Annotated in this window: 17 protein-coding genes; 9 read left to right on the forward strand and 8 right to left on the reverse strand. The window is 71.5% G+C overall.

Translation table 11 applies throughout. The annotated features are described in order from the left end of the window. Position 1: 1 nt before the first annotated feature. The gene (locus BJY18_RS33860; protein ID WP_184783911.1) at positions 2 to 574 is read right to left on the reverse strand and encodes a TetR family transcriptional regulator; all 573 of its coding nucleotides are present in this window, start codon (positions 572 to 574) and stop codon (positions 2 to 4) included. A gap of 241 nt (positions 575 to 815) precedes the next feature. On the opposite strand from BJY18_RS33860, the gene BJY18_RS33865 reads away from it, so the two are divergent. From BJY18_RS33865 to BJY18_RS33885, 5 genes are all read left to right on the forward strand, one after another. After that, the gene (locus BJY18_RS33865) at positions 816 to 2,000 is read left to right on the forward strand and encodes a sensor histidine kinase (RefSeq protein ID WP_184783912.1); all 1,185 of its coding nucleotides are present in this window, start codon (positions 816 to 818) and stop codon (positions 1,998 to 2,000) included. Next, complete coding sequence (locus tag BJY18_RS33870) at positions 2,001 to 2,666, forward strand: response regulator transcription factor (protein ID WP_312874055.1); 666 nt, start codon at positions 2,001 to 2,003, stop codon at positions 2,664 to 2,666. It abuts the gene before it with no gap. A gap of 180 nt (positions 2,667 to 2,846) precedes the next feature. Then, positions 2,847 to 4,310, forward strand: coding sequence for an MFS transporter (locus tag BJY18_RS33875; protein ID WP_184783913.1), 1,464 nt, complete (start codon positions 2,847 to 2,849; stop codon positions 4,308 to 4,310). Positions 4,311 to 4,476: 166 nt separating this feature from the next. Continuing rightward, positions 4,477 to 5,667: a cytochrome P450 gene (locus tag BJY18_RS33880; RefSeq protein WP_184783914.1), complete on the forward strand. Its 1,191-nt coding sequence runs from the start codon at positions 4,477 to 4,479 to the stop codon at positions 5,665 to 5,667. A gap of 2 nt (positions 5,668 to 5,669) precedes the next feature. Then, positions 5,670 to 5,885, forward strand: coding sequence for a ferredoxin (locus BJY18_RS33885; protein WP_184783915.1), 216 nt, complete (start codon positions 5,670 to 5,672; stop codon positions 5,883 to 5,885). 234 nt (positions 5,886 to 6,119) lie between these two features. On the opposite strand, the gene mtnA is transcribed toward BJY18_RS33885, so the two are convergent. Beyond that, positions 6,120 to 7,094 carry an S-methyl-5-thioribose-1-phosphate isomerase gene (gene mtnA / locus BJY18_RS33890; protein WP_184783916.1) on the reverse strand — a complete coding sequence of 325 codons (975 nt, stop codon included), beginning with the start codon at positions 7,092 to 7,094 and terminating at the stop codon, positions 6,120 to 6,122. 116 nt (positions 7,095 to 7,210) lie between these two features. Between mtnA and BJY18_RS33895 the strand changes: the two genes are divergently transcribed. Further along, positions 7,211 to 7,552: a RidA family protein gene (locus BJY18_RS33895; protein WP_312874056.1), complete on the forward strand. Its 342-nt coding sequence runs from the start codon at positions 7,211 to 7,213 to the stop codon at positions 7,550 to 7,552. Positions 7,553 to 7,820: 268 nt separating this feature from the next. On the opposite strand, the gene BJY18_RS33900 is transcribed toward BJY18_RS33895, so the two are convergent. The 4 genes from BJY18_RS33900 to BJY18_RS33915 form a co-directional block, all read right to left on the reverse strand. Beyond that, positions 7,821 to 8,615 carry a PIG-L family deacetylase gene (locus BJY18_RS33900; protein ID WP_184783918.1) on the reverse strand — a complete coding sequence of 265 codons (795 nt, stop codon included), beginning with the start codon at positions 8,613 to 8,615 and terminating at the stop codon, positions 7,821 to 7,823. 83 nt (positions 8,616 to 8,698) lie between these two features. Continuing rightward, a complete protein-coding gene (locus tag BJY18_RS33905) occupies positions 8,699 to 10,264 on the reverse strand; it encodes a hypothetical protein (protein WP_221458093.1) in 1,566 nt (521 codons plus the stop codon). Beyond that, positions 10,261 to 11,031 (reverse strand): ABC transporter ATP-binding protein, encoded by a 771-nt coding sequence (locus tag BJY18_RS33910; RefSeq protein WP_312874057.1) that lies wholly within the window; start codon positions 11,029 to 11,031, stop codon positions 10,261 to 10,263. Before BJY18_RS33910 ends, BJY18_RS33905 begins: the two co-directional genes overlap by 4 nt. Positions 11,032 to 11,090: 59 nt before the next feature. Then, positions 11,091 to 11,654 (reverse strand): ester cyclase, encoded by a 564-nt coding sequence (locus BJY18_RS33915; protein ID WP_184783920.1) that lies wholly within the window; start codon positions 11,652 to 11,654, stop codon positions 11,091 to 11,093. 75 nt (positions 11,655 to 11,729) lie between these two features. Here BJY18_RS33915 and BJY18_RS33920 point away from each other — a divergent pair, with 75 nt between their 5' ends. Next, complete coding sequence (locus BJY18_RS33920) at positions 11,730 to 12,380, forward strand: TetR family transcriptional regulator (RefSeq protein ID WP_184783921.1); 651 nt, start codon at positions 11,730 to 11,732, stop codon at positions 12,378 to 12,380. A 7-nt stretch (positions 12,381 to 12,387) separates the two neighbouring features. On the opposite strand, the gene BJY18_RS33925 is transcribed toward BJY18_RS33920, so the two are convergent. Together BJY18_RS33925 and araD are read right to left on the reverse strand one after the other, a co-directional pair. Then, the gene (locus BJY18_RS33925) at positions 12,388 to 14,163 is read right to left on the reverse strand and encodes a VanW family protein (protein WP_184783922.1); all 1,776 of its coding nucleotides are present in this window, start codon (positions 14,161 to 14,163) and stop codon (positions 12,388 to 12,390) included. An 89-nt stretch (positions 14,164 to 14,252) separates the two neighbouring features. After that, on the reverse strand, positions 14,253 to 15,971 hold the full coding sequence (gene araD, locus BJY18_RS33930) for an L-arabinonate dehydratase (RefSeq protein ID WP_184783923.1): 1,719 nt from the start codon (positions 15,969 to 15,971) through the stop codon (positions 14,253 to 14,255). Between the two features lie 125 nt (positions 15,972 to 16,096). On the opposite strand from araD, the gene BJY18_RS33935 reads away from it, so the two are divergent. Both BJY18_RS33935 and BJY18_RS33940 read left to right on the forward strand, forming a co-directional pair. Then, positions 16,097 to 16,756, forward strand: coding sequence for a GntR family transcriptional regulator (locus BJY18_RS33935; RefSeq protein ID WP_184783924.1), 660 nt, complete (start codon positions 16,097 to 16,099; stop codon positions 16,754 to 16,756). 1 nt (position 16,757) lies between these two features. Beyond that, on the forward strand, positions 16,758 to 17,261 hold the full coding sequence (locus BJY18_RS33940; RefSeq protein WP_184783925.1) for a metallophosphoesterase family protein: 504 nt from the start codon (positions 16,758 to 16,760) through the stop codon (positions 17,259 to 17,261). Positions 17,262 to 17,267 lie beyond the last annotated feature (6 nt).

Raw genomic sequence — 17,267 nt, forward strand, 5'->3', positions numbered from 1 at the left:
GTCACCCACTGCGTTCCAGCAATGTCCGGATCGCCGGGCCGACCAGCCGTTCGACCTCCTCCGGGGCGGCGGTGGCCAGTGGCTCCTTGCGGGTGACGGCGCGGACCAGGCCGATACCCAGCAGCCAGGCGAGAGCGAGGTCCGCGCGCAGCTCGGCGTCCGGCTGGTCGGTCAACGTGGCCAGCGCACGCCCGTACTCCCGGCCCAGCTGCTCGCGAAGCGCGGCGCCCGCGCCGTCCGCGCCGGTGGAGCGCAGGTAGGTCTCGAGCGAGCGGTGCCGATGCTCGGTGTTGTCGGAGGTGAGCAGGTTGCGCAGGGTTTCGGCGAACAGCTCCTCCGGTGCCGTCGCTTCCAGGTGCGCGAAGCCGCCCCGTGTCATCACGAGTTCGAACAACGCTTCCTTGCTGCCGAAGTAGCGGAACAGCAGGGCTTGGTTGACGCCCGCCAGGCCCGCGATGTCCCGCACCGTCGTGCGGTCGAAACCACGCTCGGCGAAGAGTTCGGCGGCGGCGTCCAGCAAGGCGTCCTTCGTCGCGGCGGCGTCACGGCGCCGCGACGGCTGCTCGGCGCTCATCCGGTCTCCTGTCCTCACGCGTGCGTGCGCCGATGTTAGACGTTCGGCGGCGGCATCGCGGACGATGCCGGGAAAGCTCGTCCGGCTCGCCGTGATCCTGTGACCTCACTGGTGAACCACTCCGGCCGGTGAGCGCCGGTGGGGTTGGACCGTGGGTGGTACGCGTGACCCGACCTCGGTCGGAGGGCGGATCAGTCCCGGGGCTGCTGCGTCGGCGGTGTGGTTCGGCGATGATGAGCCGGTGAATGCGGACACGGCTGCACGGCTCGGTGTCTGGCAGCAGACGTGGCGGCTGCTGGCCGCGGTGGCGCTGGGGGCCCTGGCGTGGCTGTTCACCGGGATCGTGCTGGGGCGAGGAACATCGGCGCAGAACTCCGCCTGGTACTCGACCGGTGATCCGCTGGTGGCGGTCGGCTGCCTCGTGCTGCTCTTCTGGCGGCGGCGGTTCCCGTTCGCCGTCGCCCTGGTGGTCACGGTCGGTTCGGCCGCCTCGACGTTCGCCACGGGCGCCTCCCTGCTCGTCCTGGGCTCACTCGCCACTCGCCGCCGCCCGGTCGAGATCGGGGTCGTCGTGGCGGCCTACGCGGCCGCGTCGCTGTTCGCCCGCGATCTCTATGCGATCGCGCAGGCCCGGCCCGCGTTGTGGCTCCAGATCTCCGTGCCGTTGCTGACCGCGGGGATCGCGGCGACCGTGGGGGTGGCCATCGGCGCGCGGCGCGACGAGGTGCGGTTGCTGCGGGACCGCGCGGACAGCGCGGAACGGGAACAGGCGGCGCGGGCCGCGCAGGCACGGGTCTCCGAACGCAACCGGATCGCCCGCGAAATGCACGACGTGCTGGCACACCGGGTTTCCCTGATCGCCATGCAGGCCGGCGTGCTCGGCCACCGGGACAACCTGACCACGGAGGAGATCCGCGTGCTGGCGCGCGGCGTCGCCGACGGATCCCACCAGGCGCTGGAAGAACTGCGGGACGTACTCGGCGTGCTGCGGGCGGGGCCCGTCGGTCCGGAACCACCGCAGCCCTCGCTCGATCGGCTCCCGGAACTGGTGGCCGGTGCCCAGGAGTCCGGCCTGGCCGTCACGCTCACCAGTACCGTGCCGGGGACGCCGCCGGACGTGGTGGGGCGGACCGGGTACCGGATCGTCCAGGAAGGACTGACCAACGCCGGCAAGCACGCTCCGGGTGCGCGGGTGGAGGTGACCGTCGACGGCGCGGCCGGCGACGGGTTGCGCGTGCGGGTCCGCGATTCCGGGGCCGCCCGGACAGGCGAACGTCCGCCGTCCTCGGGGTTCGGGCTGCTCGGCCTCTCCGAGCGGGTCGGACTGGCCGGCGGGGAACTGGACCACCATCCGCTGCCCGGCGGCGGATTCGTGCTGAGTGCCCGGCTGCCATGGCCGGAGCACGGCGGAGAGAGGAATGCCTGAGTGCAGACGGTGCGGATCGTGATCGTCGACGACGATCAGCTGGTGCGGATGGCACTGCGGCTCGTCATCGAGGGGGAACCGGACCTGAGCGTGGTCGCGGAGGCGGCCGACGGGAACGCCGCGATCACCGCGGTCGACGAGCACCGGCCGGACGTCGTGCTGATGGACGTGCGGATGCCCGGCCGCGACGGGCTCAGCGCGACCAGGGAGATCCTCGCCCGTCCGGAACCGCCGCGGGTCTTGGTGCTGACCACCTTCGACTCCGACGAGCTGGTCCTCGGTGCCCTGCAGGCCGGTGCGCTCGGCTTCGTGCTGAAAGACACCCCGCCGCCACAGATCGTCACCGCCGTCCGCACCGTCTCCGGCGGCAACCCGGCACTGTCCCCGGCTGCCACCGCGCGCGTGATCGCTGCCGCCACCGGGCCGGGGTCCTCCGCCACCCGCCGCTCCTCCCGAGACGAGGCCCGACGCCGCCTGTCCGCACTGACCGAACGGGAACTGGACACCGCACGGGCGGTCGCGGACGGCCTCGGCAACCCGGAGATCGCCGACCGCCTGCACATCAGCATCGCGACGGTGAAGGCCCACATCGGAAACCTGTTCGCCAAGCTGACCGTGGAGAACCGGGTCCAGATCGCCCTCCTGGTCCGCGACGCGCAGGAGTGATCCCGCGCTGCCTCACAGACCGCGTTGTTTCGTGGACCGCGCTGTGTCGCGGACCGCGCGGCGGAGCTGGTCCGGTTCCGCCGCCATTCGGGCACTCGGCCTCGATCCCCCGCAAACCGGTACGCTACGCTCATTAAGTCAGCTGACTGACTCGGTCAGTGCGCTCCAAGAGGGTGCCGAATGTCTGCTGAGGTTGTCCCCGGCGCGCCGGCCGGGCGGTCCGGGGTGATCGTCGCGGTCCTCGCGTTCGCCGGGGTGGTGGTGTCGCTGATGCAGACGCTGATCATCCCGCTCGTGCCGAAGCTGCCCGCGTTGCTGCACGCGCCTGCGTCGGACACCGCGTGGGCGATCACCGCGACGCTGCTGGCCGCCGCGGTCGCCACCCCGACCGTCGGCCGCCTCGGCGACATGTATGGGAAACGGCGGCTGTTGCTGGTCAGCGTGCTGGCGTTGATCGCGGGATCGGTGCTCGGCGCGGTGAGCGACAGCCTGGTCCCGATGATCGCCGGACGAGCACTGCAGGGGCTTTCGTCCGCGGTGATCGCGCTGGGGATCAGCATCATGCGGGACGAGCTGCCGGCGCATCGGCTGGGTTCGGCGACCGCGTTGATGAGTGCTTCGCTCGGGATCGGTGGTGCGCTGGGACTTCCACTGGCCGCGTTGCTGGCCGAGCGCGCCGACTGGCACCTGCTGTTCTGGGCCTCGGCGTTGCTGGGCGCGGTGGTGCTGGCGCTGGTGTGGACGCTCGTGCCGGAATCCCGGGTACGGGCAGGCGGCCGGTTCGACTTCACCGGCGCGGCCGGGCTTTCGGTGGTGCTGGTCGCCGTGCTGCTCGCCGTGTCGAAGGGGTCGGACTGGGGCTGGGGCAGCGGGCTGACCCTCGGCCTGCTGGCCGGTGCGGTCGTGGTCGCGCTGGTCTGGGGCCGCTGGGAGCTGCGTATCCGGCAGCCGCTGGTCGACCTGCGGGTCACCGCGCGGCGGCAGGTGCTGCTGACCAACCTGGCGTCCGCGGTGTTCGGCTTCGCGATGTTCGCCATGTCGCTCGTGCTGTCGCAGTTGCTGCAGCTGCCGGCCGAAACCGGGTACGGGCTCGGACAGTCCCTGCTCGTCGTCGGCCTGGTGATGGCGCCGAGCGGGCTGGTGATGATGGCGGTCGCGCCGGTCTCGGCCCGGCTTTCCGCCGCCCGCGGGCCCAAGGTGACGTTGATGGCCGGTGCGCTGGTGGTCGCGATCGGGTACGCGCTGGCGATCCTGCTGATGTCGGCGGTCTGGCAACTGATCGTTTCGTCGTGTGTGATCAGCGCCGGCATCGGACTGGCCTACGGCGCGATGCCGGCCTTGGTGATGGGCGCGGTGCCGGTGTCGGAAACCGCGGCGGCCAACAGCCTGAACACGCTGATGCGCTCGATCGGCACATCGGTCTCCAGTGCGGTGGCCGGGGTACTGCTCGCCCAGCTGACGCTCGCGAGTGGCCTGCCCTCCCAGAACGCGTTCCGGGTGGTGCTGGCGATCGGCTCCGCGGCCGCTCTGGTGGCGCTGTGCGTGGCCGCGTTCATCCCCGGCGCGCGCCGGGTCCGTCCGGACGACCTCGCGCAGGCCGGCCCGGTCATCGCACGTCCTTCCGGTGCGGCGCCCCGCACGTGACGGTCTCGTCCGGTTCGCCGGCTTCACGTTCGGTGACGGCGTTGGTCGCCGCGGGTGGTTGCCCGGCACGGCACTGGACAACTGCCCGGGCTGGGGAGTATCACCGGAGTAAGCATGTAAGCAGTTGCTTACACACTGGCCGTCCAGGAGATCGGGAGCTGCCCGCATGACCACCACGCACACCGAGCCGCTCGCCTACCCGTTCAACGAGGAGGAGGGTCTCGCCCTCAACGAGGCGTACTCGGCGGCCCGCGAAGCCGAGGGCATGATCCGCGTCCGCATGCCGCATGGGGAGCCGGCGTGGCTGGCCACGCGCTACGCCGACGCCCGGCTCGTGCTCGGCGACCGGCGGTTCTCCCGCGCAATGTCGGTCGAGAAAGACGAACCGCGGATGACCGAGTACCGGCGCACCGGCGGCATCCTGACCATGGATCCGCCGGACCACACCCGGTTGCGCACGCTCGTGGCGAAGGCCTTCACCATGCGCCGAGTGGAGCTGCTGCGCCCGCGCGTGGCCGAGCTGGCGCGCGAGTTCATCGGCGACCTGAAGCGGCACGGGCAGCCGGCGGACCTGGTCGACCTCTACGCGCTGCCGATCCCGGTCGCGGTGATCTGCGAGCTGCTCGGCGTGCCGGTCGAGGACCGGCCGAAGTTCCGGGTCTGGAGTGACGCGTCGCTCTCGACCAGCGGGCTCACCGCGGAGGAGGCCGAGCGCAACCGCGAGGAGCTGCGCGAGTACATGGCCGGGCTGATCGCCGCGCACCGCGCCGAACCCCGCGACGACCTGATGACCGCGCTCATCGAGGCGCGCGACGTCCGGGACCGGCTCACCGAGCTGGAGCTGGTCGACCTGTGCGTGGGCATCCTCGTGGCCGGGCACGAGACCACCGCGAGCCAGATCCCGAACTTCGTTTACGCCCTGCTCGACCAGCACGAGCAGTGGGAACGGCTGTGCGCGGACCCGTCGCTGATCCCGTCGGCGGTGGAGGAGCTGCTGCGCTTCGTGCCGCTCGGTGCCGGAGCCGGGTTCGCCCGGTACGCCACCGAGGACGTGCAGGTCGGCGACGTGCTGGTGAGCGAGGGTGAGCCGGTGCTCGTCGCGGTCGGCGCGGCCAACCGCGACCGGCTGCAGTTCGCCGGACCGGACAAAATCGCACTCGACCGCGAGGACAACCACCACCTCGGCTTCGGTCACGGCGTGCACCACTGCCTCGGCGCACCGCTCGCGCGGCTCGAGCTCCAGGAAGCACTCAAGGCGCTGACCAGTGAAATGCCCGGTCTGCACCTGGCAGGCGATATCGTGTGGAAGACCCAGATGCTGGTCCGCGGACCGCGTTCGATGCCGATCGGATGGTGACGATGAGCTGGAAGGTCGAGGTCGACCAGAACACCTGCATCGGGTCGGGGATGTGCGCATCCCTGATGCCCGAGGTGTTCGAACTGGACGGCGCGGTCGCCCGCCCACTCACGGACGCCGTCGAACCGGACGAAACAGTACTCGACGCCGCCGACTCGTGCCCAGCCATGGCCATCACGATCACCGACGGCGCCGAGGTGGTCGGTCCACGCCCCTGACCACGGGGCCGCGTCCCGGACGAGGGGCCCGTTCCCTCGCTACCTGGGCGCGGCCCTGCACCCTGGGCCGTCATCCTCCGGGTCGTGCCTCTAACCCCACGGGCTGCGTCCAGACTCCGCGGGCTGTGTCCTGACTCCGCGGGCTGCGGCCTTGAAACCTGGGCCGCGCCCTCAACCCTGGGCCGTGGCGGTCGAGCGAGGCTGCCGGGGCTCGGCGGTGGGTTGGGTGCCGGGTCAGGGGGAAGGGGCGGGGCGGACGCCGTTTTCCGTTACTACTGCGGTGATCAGGCCGGCGGGGGTGACGTCGAAGGCCGGGTTGAACACCGGGGCGTTCGCGGGGGCCAGTGGGTGGCCGTGGAGTTCGGTGAGTTCCGCGGCGGAGCGCTCCTCGATCACGATGTCCGCGCCGGTGGTCGCAAAATCGTCCACAGTGGACTCCGGGGCGACGACCACGAACGGGATCCGGTGGTGTGCGGCGGCCAGCGCCAGGCCGTAGGTGCCGATCTTGTTGGCGACGTCGCCGTTCGCGGCTATGCGGTCGGCGCCGGCGAGGACGCAGTCGACCAGGCCGCGGGCCATCGCGAACGCGGCGGCGCTGTCGGGTTGCACGCGGTAGGGGACGCCGGCCCGCGCCAGTTCCCAGGCGGTGAGCCGGGAACCTTGCAGCAGCGGGCGGGTTTCGTCGACCAGCACGGATTCCACGAGGTCCCGTTCGTGGAGATGCCACACGACGCCGAGCGCGGTTCCCCAGGCGACCGCGGCCAGGTGCCCGGCGTTGCAATGACTCAGCAAGCGCAGCGGACGCCGGGGGCACGAGCGCAGCACGACCTCCGCGGCGTGCCCGGACGCGGCGCGGTTCTTCCGTTCGTCCTCGTCGAGCATCGCGCGGCCCAGTGCCACTACGGCTGCCGGGCCGTCGCCGAGCTTGCCGAGTGCCCGGGTGACGCCCCAGCGCAGGTTGACCGCGGTCGGCCGGGCGGCGGCGATCCGCTCGGCCTCGCCGCGAACGTCCCCGCCGGCGAACGCGGCCAATGCGACGCCGAGGGCCCCGGCGGCTCCCAGCGCGGGCGCGCCGCGCACGGCGAGCCGGCGGATCGCGTCGACCAGTTCGTCCACCGTCCGCAGCGTGCTCCTGCGGTACTCCCCGGGCAGCGCGACCTGGTCGATGATCACGACGGCGCCGTCCGCCCAGTCGATTGTCCGGTGCATGCATCCTCCCTGCGTCGATAGTCGCTCGCGTCCGCCTGGTACGGGTGCCACGATGCCGCCGTGATCATTCAACGGCAGAACCCGCCGGCCTGCACCCGACACCCGGCTACCACCACGTGACGACCGTGTCCGGCGGCACCACCGTGCACCTCGCCGGGCAATGCCCGCTCGGCGCGGACGCGGTGGTGGTACCCGGCGACGTTTTCGCGCAGGTGGACCAGGTCGTCGCCAACACCGCCGTGGCCCTCGCCGCCGCCGGCGCCGGTCCGGGCGACGTCGTGCGCACGGTGATCTACGTGGCGACGGCCGAGCGCACGACACTCTCCGCGGTCTGGGACCGGTTCACCGCCTCCGGGATCGGACCGGCGTTCAGCACGGCGAGCACCCTGGTGGGCGTGACCTGCCTGGGCTATCCGGGCCAGCTCGTGGAGTTGGATGTGACTGCTGTGGTTTCGTAGCTCGGTGCGTTCGTGGGGCTTACCGTGATCGCCGCCGTCTCATGGCTCGGTTGGTGCGTGGGGCTGGACGTGGCTGCCGGGGTTTCGTGATCCGGTTGGTTCGCCGGAGTTGGATGTGACTGCTGTGGTTTTGTGACTCGGTCGGTTCGTGGGGCTGACCGTGATCGCCGCGGTCTCATGACTCGGTCGGTTCGCCGGAGTTGGACGTGGCTGGCCGGGGCCTCCTAATCCGGCCAGCTCGCCGGAGCTCGGCGTGACCGCCGCGCTTTCACAGCCCGGCCATCAGATCGCGTTCGGTGATTCCTGGGCCCTGCCCCGCGCGGATGAACCATTCGGTGCCGAAAGCCTGGCGGAAACCCTCCTCGGGCATGGCGAGGAAGAACGACTCCTCGGCGATCTGGCTCGCGTGCGCGCGCATCGCGGCACGCTTCACCGGCAGGTACGCCGAGACGTCCACCGCCGCGGTGATCTCCGCTTCCGGTTTGCCGACGGTTTGCCCGCCCTCGGCGTCCGGGATCTCCTCGCGCGGGATCAGCCCGGCTTCGGCGGCGGCAAGCATCCCGCGACGCATCTGGTCGCGGTTGGTGGTCGCCTGGTAGACCCGCGCGGTGCCGGCCAGCTCGGTGGCCCGCATCCCGACGCGGTGGACCTGGATGTGGTCCGGGTGCCCGTAATTGCCGTAGTCGTCGTACACCGTGCACACCTCGGCGGACTCCTCGCGCAGGATGTCCGCCAGCCGCGCCGCCGCTTCCTCGACCGGCGCGGTCCAGAACGTGCCCGGGCCGTCGTTCGTGGCCTCGCCCATCATCCCGGAATCCCGGTAGCCCAGGAACTCCACCCGCGCCACGCCGAGCGCCTCGGCCGCCGCCTGCGTTTCCCGCACCCGGCGCTCCGACAGCTGTTCGCCCTCGGCGAGGAAGCCTTCCGGCACCTCGCCCAGCTCACCGCGCGTGGCCACCACGAGCACCACCCGGTGCCCCTCGTCGGCCGCCTTGCGCATCACGCCGCCGGTGAGGATGCACTCGTCGTCCGGATGGGCGTGGAACGTCACCAATGTCGCCATGTCCGGAAACCTACCGGCGGCCACCGACAAAACCGGGTCGTGGGCCGATATCCGGTCCGAGTGACCCGGTGCGACCGGCCCGCTCACCTCTCCTTGCCGACCGTCGCCAGGAGTTCGGGCCCGTGGGTGGCAAGGCGGCGCTGGGCGATCGCACCCCACCACCAGGCCAGCGCGAGCCCGGTGGCGATGCCGGCCGGCACGCCGAGCCACTGCAGGAACGGCAGATCCGCCAGCTGGCCCGCGACGCACAGCGCGAGTACCGGCAGCGCACCGACGATCAACAGCACCATCGCGGCGAACATCAGCAGCACCCGCGTACAGCCGGGCCGACCGCCCGAGGACCACGGGCTTCCGCCGCGCCGCTGGTCGGGCAGCGGAAACGCGAGGAACACCGACTGCAGCATCAGCATGCCGGCCCCGGCGCCCAGCAGCGCCGGCAGGAGGCCGAACAGCCACGGATACGCCCCGGCGTGCCCCAGCGCGCCGGGCAGCACCGCGGTGAGCACGAGCGCGAGCGGTGCGACGAGCACCAGCCAGGCGAGCTGCCGCCCGCGTACGTCGGCGCGCTCGGCACCGGGCACCACGAGCGTGTGCCACAGCGCGCTGCCGTCCATTCCGTACAGATTCCCGGCCTGCAGACAGGCGAAGAAGACCATCGCCACGCCGAAATAGGGCAGGAGGAACGATTTTCCGCCGGACAGCGTGGGTGCGATGGTGATCACCACCCCGATCAGCACTGTGGACAGCAGCGCGACCCGCCGCCGCGCGTCCCGCCACCAGGTGTGGAGTTCCTTGCGTGCCACGGCACCCACCGGCGTCGGCGGCAGCAGGCCACGCCGGACGCGCGCGCCTTCGGACTTCACCCGGGTGCGCGAAGCGCCTCGGAACGACGGCGTGGTCACCTGCCGGGTGAGCAGCGCGCCCCATGCGGCCACCAGCACCACCAGCACGGCGGCCATCGCCGCGAACAGCCCGCCGACCGTGCCCCACGAACCGTCGCCGGCCGCGCGCACGGCGACCGTGCCCCAGCCCGACGGCAGTACGTGCATGACGTTCACGAATCCGGGCAGCTGTCCGCTCACGATGGCCGGGCCCACGCTGTTGATCGCGTAGTTCACCAGCACGCCGGACAATCCGGTGAGCGCCACCAGGATGATGCCCAGCTCCTTGCCCTTGCGCGAGGTGAGCAGCGCGCCGAGCGCGGCGATCACCACCCGGTAGAGCAGCACCACGAAAGCCAGCTGCAGCACTGTGAACACCAGCCCGACGAGCGCCGCGCCGATGCCCAGCCGGAGCCCGTAGACGAACAGCCCGGCGAACGCGAGCAGGCTCGCCAGCGCGGCGACCCCGACGAAACTCGCCACCAGCAACCCGGTCGCGAGCCGGCGGCGCCGGATCGGCAGCAAGGCGAAATGCTCCGGGCGCAGGGTGTCGTCGCCACCGCCGGTGGCGATCGGCGCCAGGATCCAGCCGGCCGCCCACACCGCGTACACCGTGGTGAGCAGGTCCACGGTGATCCGTGCCTGCGCCACCGGGAACACCGCGATGCCGATCGTGAACGCCGCGCCGAGCAGGCCGAACAGCCCGCCGACGACCATGCCCGCGATCTGGCGCCCGCGCAGGGAATTCCGCAGTACGCGAAGTTTCAATCGGACGAGGACGCCAACCACGACAGCCCCTCCGCTCCGCCGGTGCGCCCGCCCACGATGTGCACGAACGCCTCCTCCAGGCTGCCCTCGCCGCGCACGTCGGCCACCGCGCCCGCAGCGACGACCCGGCCGTGCGTGATCACCGCGACGTGGCTGCACAGCTGCTCGACCAGCGCCATCACGTGACTCGACAGCACGACCGCGCCGCCGGAGCCGACGAACCGCTGCAGGATCGTGCGGATGGTCGAGGCGGACACCGGGTCGACCGCCTCGAACGGCTCGTCGAGCACCAGCAGCCGGGGCCCGTGCAGCAGGGCCATCGCCAGCCCGATCTTCTTGCGCATGCCCGCGGAGTAGTCGATCACCAACGTGCTCTCGGCACCGGTCAGCTCCAGCACACCGAGCAGCTCCTGGGTCCGCTCGGCGACCGTGTCCGCCGGCATCCCGCGCAGCTGCCCCATGTAGGTGAGCAGTTCCCGGCCGGTCAGCCGCTCCGGAATGGACAGTCCGTCGGGCAGCACGCCGACCAGGCTCTTCGCCCGTTCCGGCTCGTGCCACACGTCGACGCCGAACACCCGCGCCTGCCCGGCGTCCGGCCGCAGCAGGCCGACCGCCATGGACAGCGAGGTCGTCTTGCCGGCACCGTTGGGCCCGACCAGGCCGAAGAACGACCCGCGCGGCACCTCCAGCGCGACGTTGTCCACCGCGACGGTGGTCCCGAACCGTTTCGTGAGCCCGTACAGCCCCATTGCCGCGTCGTCGGCCACCAGTTCCCCCTTACGAGATCTGCGCCGACCTTACGCAAGGGGTCCGACAATGTCTGCGATCAGGCCCGATCGAACAGCTCGGGAGGGGTGGTTCCGGTCAGCCTCGGGTCCGGCGAGCCGCTCATCGCGAGCAGTCCGCGCACCGATCGGACCAGCTTCGGCCAGTTCCGCGGATCACGCGGGGACAGCCCGCCGACCAGCTGCCGCAGCATGCTCAGGGTGTCGAAGTAGACCCGTTCGCACACGAGGTTCTCGTGCTCGTCGAACAGGAAGTACGCGGTCATCCGGACCCGGAAGCGGCGCCCGGTCGGCGGGATCTTCCCGAGCGGGCCGAGATGCGTGCCCAGCAGCCAGAACTCCACGACGACCGCGTCCGCGCTGTGCCGCAGCGCGATGATCTCGTGGTCCTGGTCGGGAAAGGCGGTGCGCGTCTCGTCGTAGTACCCGCGCACCGCGGTGTTCCCGTCGTGCACGGTCATGGTGGGCACGATCTCGTAGTGCGGATGCGGGAAGGTGGCCAGCACGTCGTCCCAGTCCTGGCGGACCTCGTCGTGGAAGTGGTCGAGCACGAGCTTCTGCCGGGCGCGCAGCACCTCGGCGTCCGGGATGGCGAACGGGTCCACGGGGGCTCCTGTAGCGGTTAGGGTGGATGCACGGGCAATTTAATCCACAGTGTGGGTTTTGAGCAAGGTGGTGCGATGGCGGAACGGGGCAGACCACGCAAGGGAGCCGCCCGGCTTTCCCGGGAGGCGATCCGGGCGGCCGCGCTGACGGTGACCGAGGACGAGGGCGTGGCGGCGGTCGGCATGCGGTCGGTGGCCCGCCGGCTCGGCGTCGACGCGAAAAGCCTCTACCACCACGTCGAGGGCAAGGACGGTCTGCTCGACGCGGTCGCCGAGCACGTACTCGCGGGGATCGGGCTGCCCGAGCCGGTCGGCGTCCTCGAGGACGATCTGCGGGCGTTCGCCTGGGCGTTCCGGCGGGCCGCGCTCGCCCATCCGCAGGCGGCCACGCTCGTGCTCACCCGGCAGCTGCCGTCCGCGGTGGCGCTGGCCCCGGTCGAAGCGGTCCTTTCGGTGCTGCGCAAGGCAGGCGCCGCCCCGGAGGAGGCAGTGCACCTGCTGCGCTCCCTGCTGGCGATGGTGATCGGCTCGCTCCTGCGCGAGGCGGGTGCCGGCCCGGCGTTCGGGGTCACCGACGCCGAAGCCATCGCCCGCCGCGAGGAGGAGCTGACCGGCGCCGGGCTGGCGGAGACCGCACCGTTTCTCGCGCGCTGCGACCACGAGGCGGAGTTCGCCTTCGCGGTGGACTTCGCCACCGAAGCGGTGGCGGCCCGGCTGCGCCGGTGACGCCGGATCAGCCGCCGCAGGTGATCTTCGGCTGCGGGTTGTAGTGCACGTTGCGCTTGTGCCGGGAGACTTCCCGTCCGGTCGCGGCGTCGCGGAGGACCCGGGTGTCGCTCGTGGTGAAACCTTCCGCACCGGCGGAGGCGTGGCAGTTCTCCGCGGGCCCCGGTTTGGTCGGCGGCGGCGTCTGGTTGGTGCGCGGGCCGGGCACGGACTCCACGGTATAGCGCTTGGTGCCCCACAGCTTCACGGTGATCGACGACGACGTCCACACCGTCTGGATCGCGATGCCGGTGTCCGAATCGTTGGTGAACTTCAGATCGATCACGCTGGAACCGTTGGGGTTCTGGAACACGGTGGCCTCGCGCGCGGCCGGGTACCGGCTGATGTAGTAGCTGTGTTCCTTGTGCCCGGCGTCTTTCATCCCGGCGAAGTAGGACGCGTTGTACAGCGTCGTCGCGAACTGCGAGATACCGCCGCCGACCTCGCGTGCCGGGGCGCCGTTCTCGATCACGCCCGCCTCCACGTATCCCTGGGGCTTACCGCGCGGACCGGTGAATCCGTTGAGGCTGAACGTTTCCCCGGGTTTGACGATGGCGCCGTTCACCTTCTCGGCCACCACGCGGATGTTGACGCCGGAGTCGGCGGCGAACCCGCGCGTGCTGAATTCGCCGACCACTTCTTTCACCCCGAGTTTGTTCGCCTGCTCGGTGGTGACCTTCGCGGGCGTCTTCTTGTACACCGCCTTCAGTTCGCGGTCGCCGGTCTGCTTCAGGGTGTCGACCAACGGGGTGAAGCTCTTCTCCCAGTCCACCGCGCTGCCGTCCGCCGAGGGCTCGACCACCGGTTTGCCGCCGGAGAACTCGATGCTCGCGTCGCGGCCCTCCTTCTCGGTGGACTCGAGTTGCGGGGCCAGGACTTCGGTGAGCTTCTTGGTGTCGGGCTTCGGGGTGAGGCCGCCGCCGTCGGCAGGGACGAACGTGAGCGCCGCGGCGATGTCCGCGGGCCGCAAGGTCGCGTCCGCACCCTCGCCCTTGACCCGCACCGGACCGGACACCGCGGGCCGGGCGAAGTCCTCCAGCGCCGCTCGGACCCCGGCGGTGGTGGTGGACACCGGCGCGGGCACCACCGGCAGCGACAGCTCCCGGCCTTCGGCCCAGCGGGTCAGCAATGCCTGCCGGGCGGCGGGAACGTCGAGCTTCTGCCCCGGGCGGGGTTCCACCGCGACCGGGGTGGCGCCGTCGAACCGGACGGTGCCCTCGACCGGATCGCGGTCGACGCGGCCGCGCAGATCGTCCAGCGCGGCGTCGAGCTTGTCGTCCTCGGCGAGGGAGACGACCCCGACGTCCCGGCTGCCGAAGAACGAGGCGAGCCGGGTGAACGGGTTCAGCGGCTGGTCGCCCGCCTGGTCCAGGGTGCCGCTCCAGTCCAGCCGCAGTCCGGCCTCGGCCGGGGTCAGGGTGGCGCGGGCTTCGCCCGCGGTGACCCTCAGCGGCTGGGCGAGCCGCGGTTCGAGCGTGCCGCGCAGCTCCCGTTCGGCGACCGGCCGCTCCAGCCCGCCGACGTCCACCCCGGCCACGACGACGCCGCGGGGCACCTGGCCCTGGCTCGTGAGCAGGTCGATCAGGTAGGCCACGACCAGCAGCGCGAGTACTCCGCCGGAGATCCAGCCCGCCCGCCGCAGCCCGCGCCGCGGCGCCGGCCGCTGCGGTTCGTCCGGAGCCACGACCGGCAGGATGTCGGTCTGCTCACCGTGGGAATCCGGCCAGCGTGGTTCGTGCGCCACCTTCGTTGCCTCTTTCGTTCGCCGCCTCGCGTGGCACAGCGTACGGGGAGCCGGACATGCCGGACTAGCGCCCCCAAACCGGTCAGGCCTCAGCCGGCGTCGGGTTCCGGGTCGGCACCGGTGCGGGCGAGGAAGTCGAAGTCGCAGCCCTCGTCGGCCTGCGTGATGTGCTCCGAGTACAGGGCACCGTAACCCCGGCCGAAACGAGCCGGGGGTGCGATCCACGCCGCCCGCCGGTTCGCCAGCTCGGTGTCGTCCACTTCCAGCCGCAGCGTACGGCCGGGCACGTCGAGGGTGACCAGGTCTCCGTCGCGGACCAGTGCGAGCGGGCCGCCGACGTGGGACTCCGGTGCCACGTGCAGGACGCAGGCGCCGTAGCTGGTCCCGCTCATCCGGGCGTCGGAGATCCGCACCATGTCCCGCACGCCCTGGGCGAGCAGGTGCCGCGGGATCGGCAGCATGCCGTACTCCGGCATCCCGGGACCGCCGAGCGGTCCGGAACCGCGCAGCACGAGCACCGAATCGGCGGTGATGCCCAGCTCCGGGTCGTCGATGCGCTTCTTCAGGTCGCGATAGTCGTCGAACACCACCGCAGGGCCGGTGTGCGTGAGCAGTCCCGGTTCGGCGGCGATGTGCTTGATCACCGCACCGGCGGGAGCGAGGTTGCCGCGCAGCACGGCGACGCCGGCCTCCGCCGCGACCGGGTTGTCCCGCGGGCGGATCACGTCGTCGTTGTGCACCCGCGCGCCGGCCAGCGCGTCCGCGAGCGGCGCTCCGGTCACGGTGATCCGGTCCGGGTGCAGCAGATCGGCCAGCCGGGACAGCAGCCCGGGCAGTCCGCCGGCGTAGTAGAAGTCCTCCATCAGCCAGTCCCCGCCGGGACGGATGTTCGCCAGCACCGGCGTCCGGCGGGCGATCGCATCGAAGTCGGCCAGCGACAGGGCGACGCCGCTGCGCCCGGCCATCGCGATCAGGTGGATCACCGCGTTCGTCGAACCACCAAGCGCGAGCACGGTGGTGACCGCGTCCGCGTACGCGCGTTCGTCGAGGATCTTCGCGATCGTCAGGTCCTCCCACACCATGCCGACGATCCGGGACCCGCTCGCGGCGGCCATCCGGTGGTGCGCGGAGTCGACGGCCGGGATCGACGCGGCGCCCGGCAGGGTCAGGCCCAGCACCTCGGCGGCCGAGGTCATGGTGGACGCGGTACCCATGGTCATGCAGTGTCCGGGGGAGCGGGCCAGCCCGCGTTCGAGTTCGGACAGCTCCTGGTCGCCGATCGTGCCCGCCCGCCGTTCGTCCCAGTACTTCCACATGTCGGTGCCGCTGCCGAGGACCTCGTCACGCCAGTGCCCGCGCAGCATCGGGCCGGCCGGGACGAAGATCGACGGCAGCCCCGCGCTCGCCGCCCCCATCAGCAGCGCCGGCGTGGTCTTGTCGCAGCCGCCCATGAGCACCGCGCCGTCGACCGGATAGGACCGCAGCAGTTCCTCGGTCTCCATCGCCAGCAGGTTGCGATAGAGCATGGGGGTGGGTTTCTGGAACGTCTCCGACAGCGTCGCCACCGGGAACTCCAGCGGGAACCCGCCGGCCTGCCACACCCCGCGTTTGACCTGTTCGGCCCGTTCGCGCAGGTGCATGTGGCACGGGTTGATGTCGCTCCAGGTGTTGAGGATCGCGATCACCGGTTTGCCGAGGTGCTCCTCCGGTTCGTAACCCAGCTGCCGCGCGCGGGCGCGATGGCTGAAGTTCCGCAGTTCGCCGCCGCCGAACCAGCGGTGGCTGCGCAGGTCCTCGGGTGCCTTCATGACCGTCACGCCCTTCGTAGGAGGGTTGGCATCTGATATATGATCGCATCCGCGCTGTGCCGGTGGGCGCCGGGCGCCGGGCTGGTTGAATGGTCGCTCACGCGCGTGCGAGCCAGGAGTGTCCGATGCCCTCGACGTTCAGCCTCCCCGCCTCCCGGACCGAAGTGGTGCTGGAGGAGATCCGCCGGGCCATCCTGACCCGCGAGCTGCGGCCGGGCCAGCAGCTGGTGGAGGCCGAGCTGGCCGCGCGGCTGGGCGTGTCGAAGACGCCGGTGCGGGAAGCGCTGAAGGTGCTGTCGAACAGCGGTCTGGTCACGTTCAGTCCGTACAAGGGCGCGTCGGTGTGCGTGGTCGACGCGGAGCTGGCGAGGTCGGTCTACGACGTGCGCGCCGTGCTGGAGCCGGAAGCGCTGCGCCGATCGGTACTGGCGGGGGACGCGTTCGAGGACGCCGCGGACGCGCTGAAGGAGGCGTCGGCGGCGCTGGCCGATGCCGACCACACCGCGCTGAGCCTGCTGAACCGGCGGTTCCACCGGGCCCTGTACGCCGCCTGCGGCAACCCGCTGATGGTGTCCATCCTGGACGACCTGCGGGACCGGGCAGCACTCATCACCGTGGTCGGCTGGGACGCGAATCCCAGCTGGCGCAACGAATGGAGCGAGCACAAAGCCGTACTCACCGCCGCCCGTGAGGGCGACGCGAACGGCGCGGCCGGCCTGCTGCGCGACCACGTGGCGGCCTTTCTCGACCGGGTGCTCGCGGCGGTCGGCGGGCAGGAGGGCTGACGTGCGGTTGCTGCTCGTCGCGGACACGCATCTGCCGAAGCGGGCCAAGGAGCTGCCCGCGCTGGTCTGGGACGAGGTGGCGAGAGCGGACGTCGTGGTGCACGCGGGGGACTGGGTCGATCTGGACACCTTCGACGCGCTCACGGCGGCCAGTGCGCGGCTGATCGGTGTATACGGCAACAACGACGGTCCCGAGCTGCGACAGCGGCTACCCGAGGTGGCGCGGGTGACTCTCGGCGGCGTACGGCTGGCCGTGGTGCACGAAACGGGCGACGTGAAGGGGCGCGAGGCGCGGTGCGAAGCGCAGTACCCGGACGCCGACGTACTCGTCTTCGGCCACAGTCACATCCCCTGGGATTCAGTGACGCCCGGTGGACTGCGGTTGCTCAACCCGGGGTCGCCCACCGACCGGCGGCGGCAGCCGTTCTGCACGTACCAGACCGCGGAGATCCGGGACGGTCGCCTCGGGAACGTCGAGCTGCACGAGCTGCCGCGCCGCCGTTGAGCGGGT

It is taken from the genome of Amycolatopsis jiangsuensis (genome assembly GCF_014204865.1).
In the GTDB taxonomy this organism is placed as follows: Bacteria; Actinomycetota; Actinomycetes; order Mycobacteriales; family Pseudonocardiaceae; genus Amycolatopsis; species Amycolatopsis jiangsuensis.

Coding starts and splice junctions, on each gene's coding strand:
- BJY18_RS33880 (WP_184783914.1), top strand. CDS start 4,477: ATGACCACCACGCACACCGAGCCGCTCGCCTACCCGTTCAACGAGGAG.
- BJY18_RS33885 (WP_184783915.1), top strand. CDS start 5,670: ATGAGCTGGAAGGTCGAGGTCGACCAGAACACCTGCATCGGGTCGGGG.
- BJY18_RS33920 (WP_184783921.1), top strand. CDS start 11,730: ATGGCGGAACGGGGCAGACCACGCAAGGGAGCCGCCCGGCTTTCCCGG.
- BJY18_RS33900 (WP_184783918.1), bottom strand. CDS start 8,615: ATGGCGACATTGGTGACGTTCCACGCCCATCCGGACGACGAGTGCATC.
- BJY18_RS33860 (WP_184783911.1), bottom strand. CDS start 574: ATGAGCGCCGAGCAGCCGTCGCGGCGCCGTGACGCCGCCGCGACGAAG.
- araD (WP_184783923.1), bottom strand. CDS start 15,971: ATGAAGGCACCCGAGGACCTGCGCAGCCACCGCTGGTTCGGCGGCGGC.
- BJY18_RS33935 (WP_184783924.1), top strand. CDS start 16,097: ATGCCCTCGACGTTCAGCCTCCCCGCCTCCCGGACCGAAGTGGTGCTG.
- mtnA (WP_184783916.1), bottom strand. CDS start 7,094: ATGCACCGGACAATCGACTGGGCGGACGGCGCCGTCGTGATCATCGAC.
- BJY18_RS33875 (WP_184783913.1), top strand. CDS start 2,847: ATGTCTGCTGAGGTTGTCCCCGGCGCGCCGGCCGGGCGGTCCGGGGTG.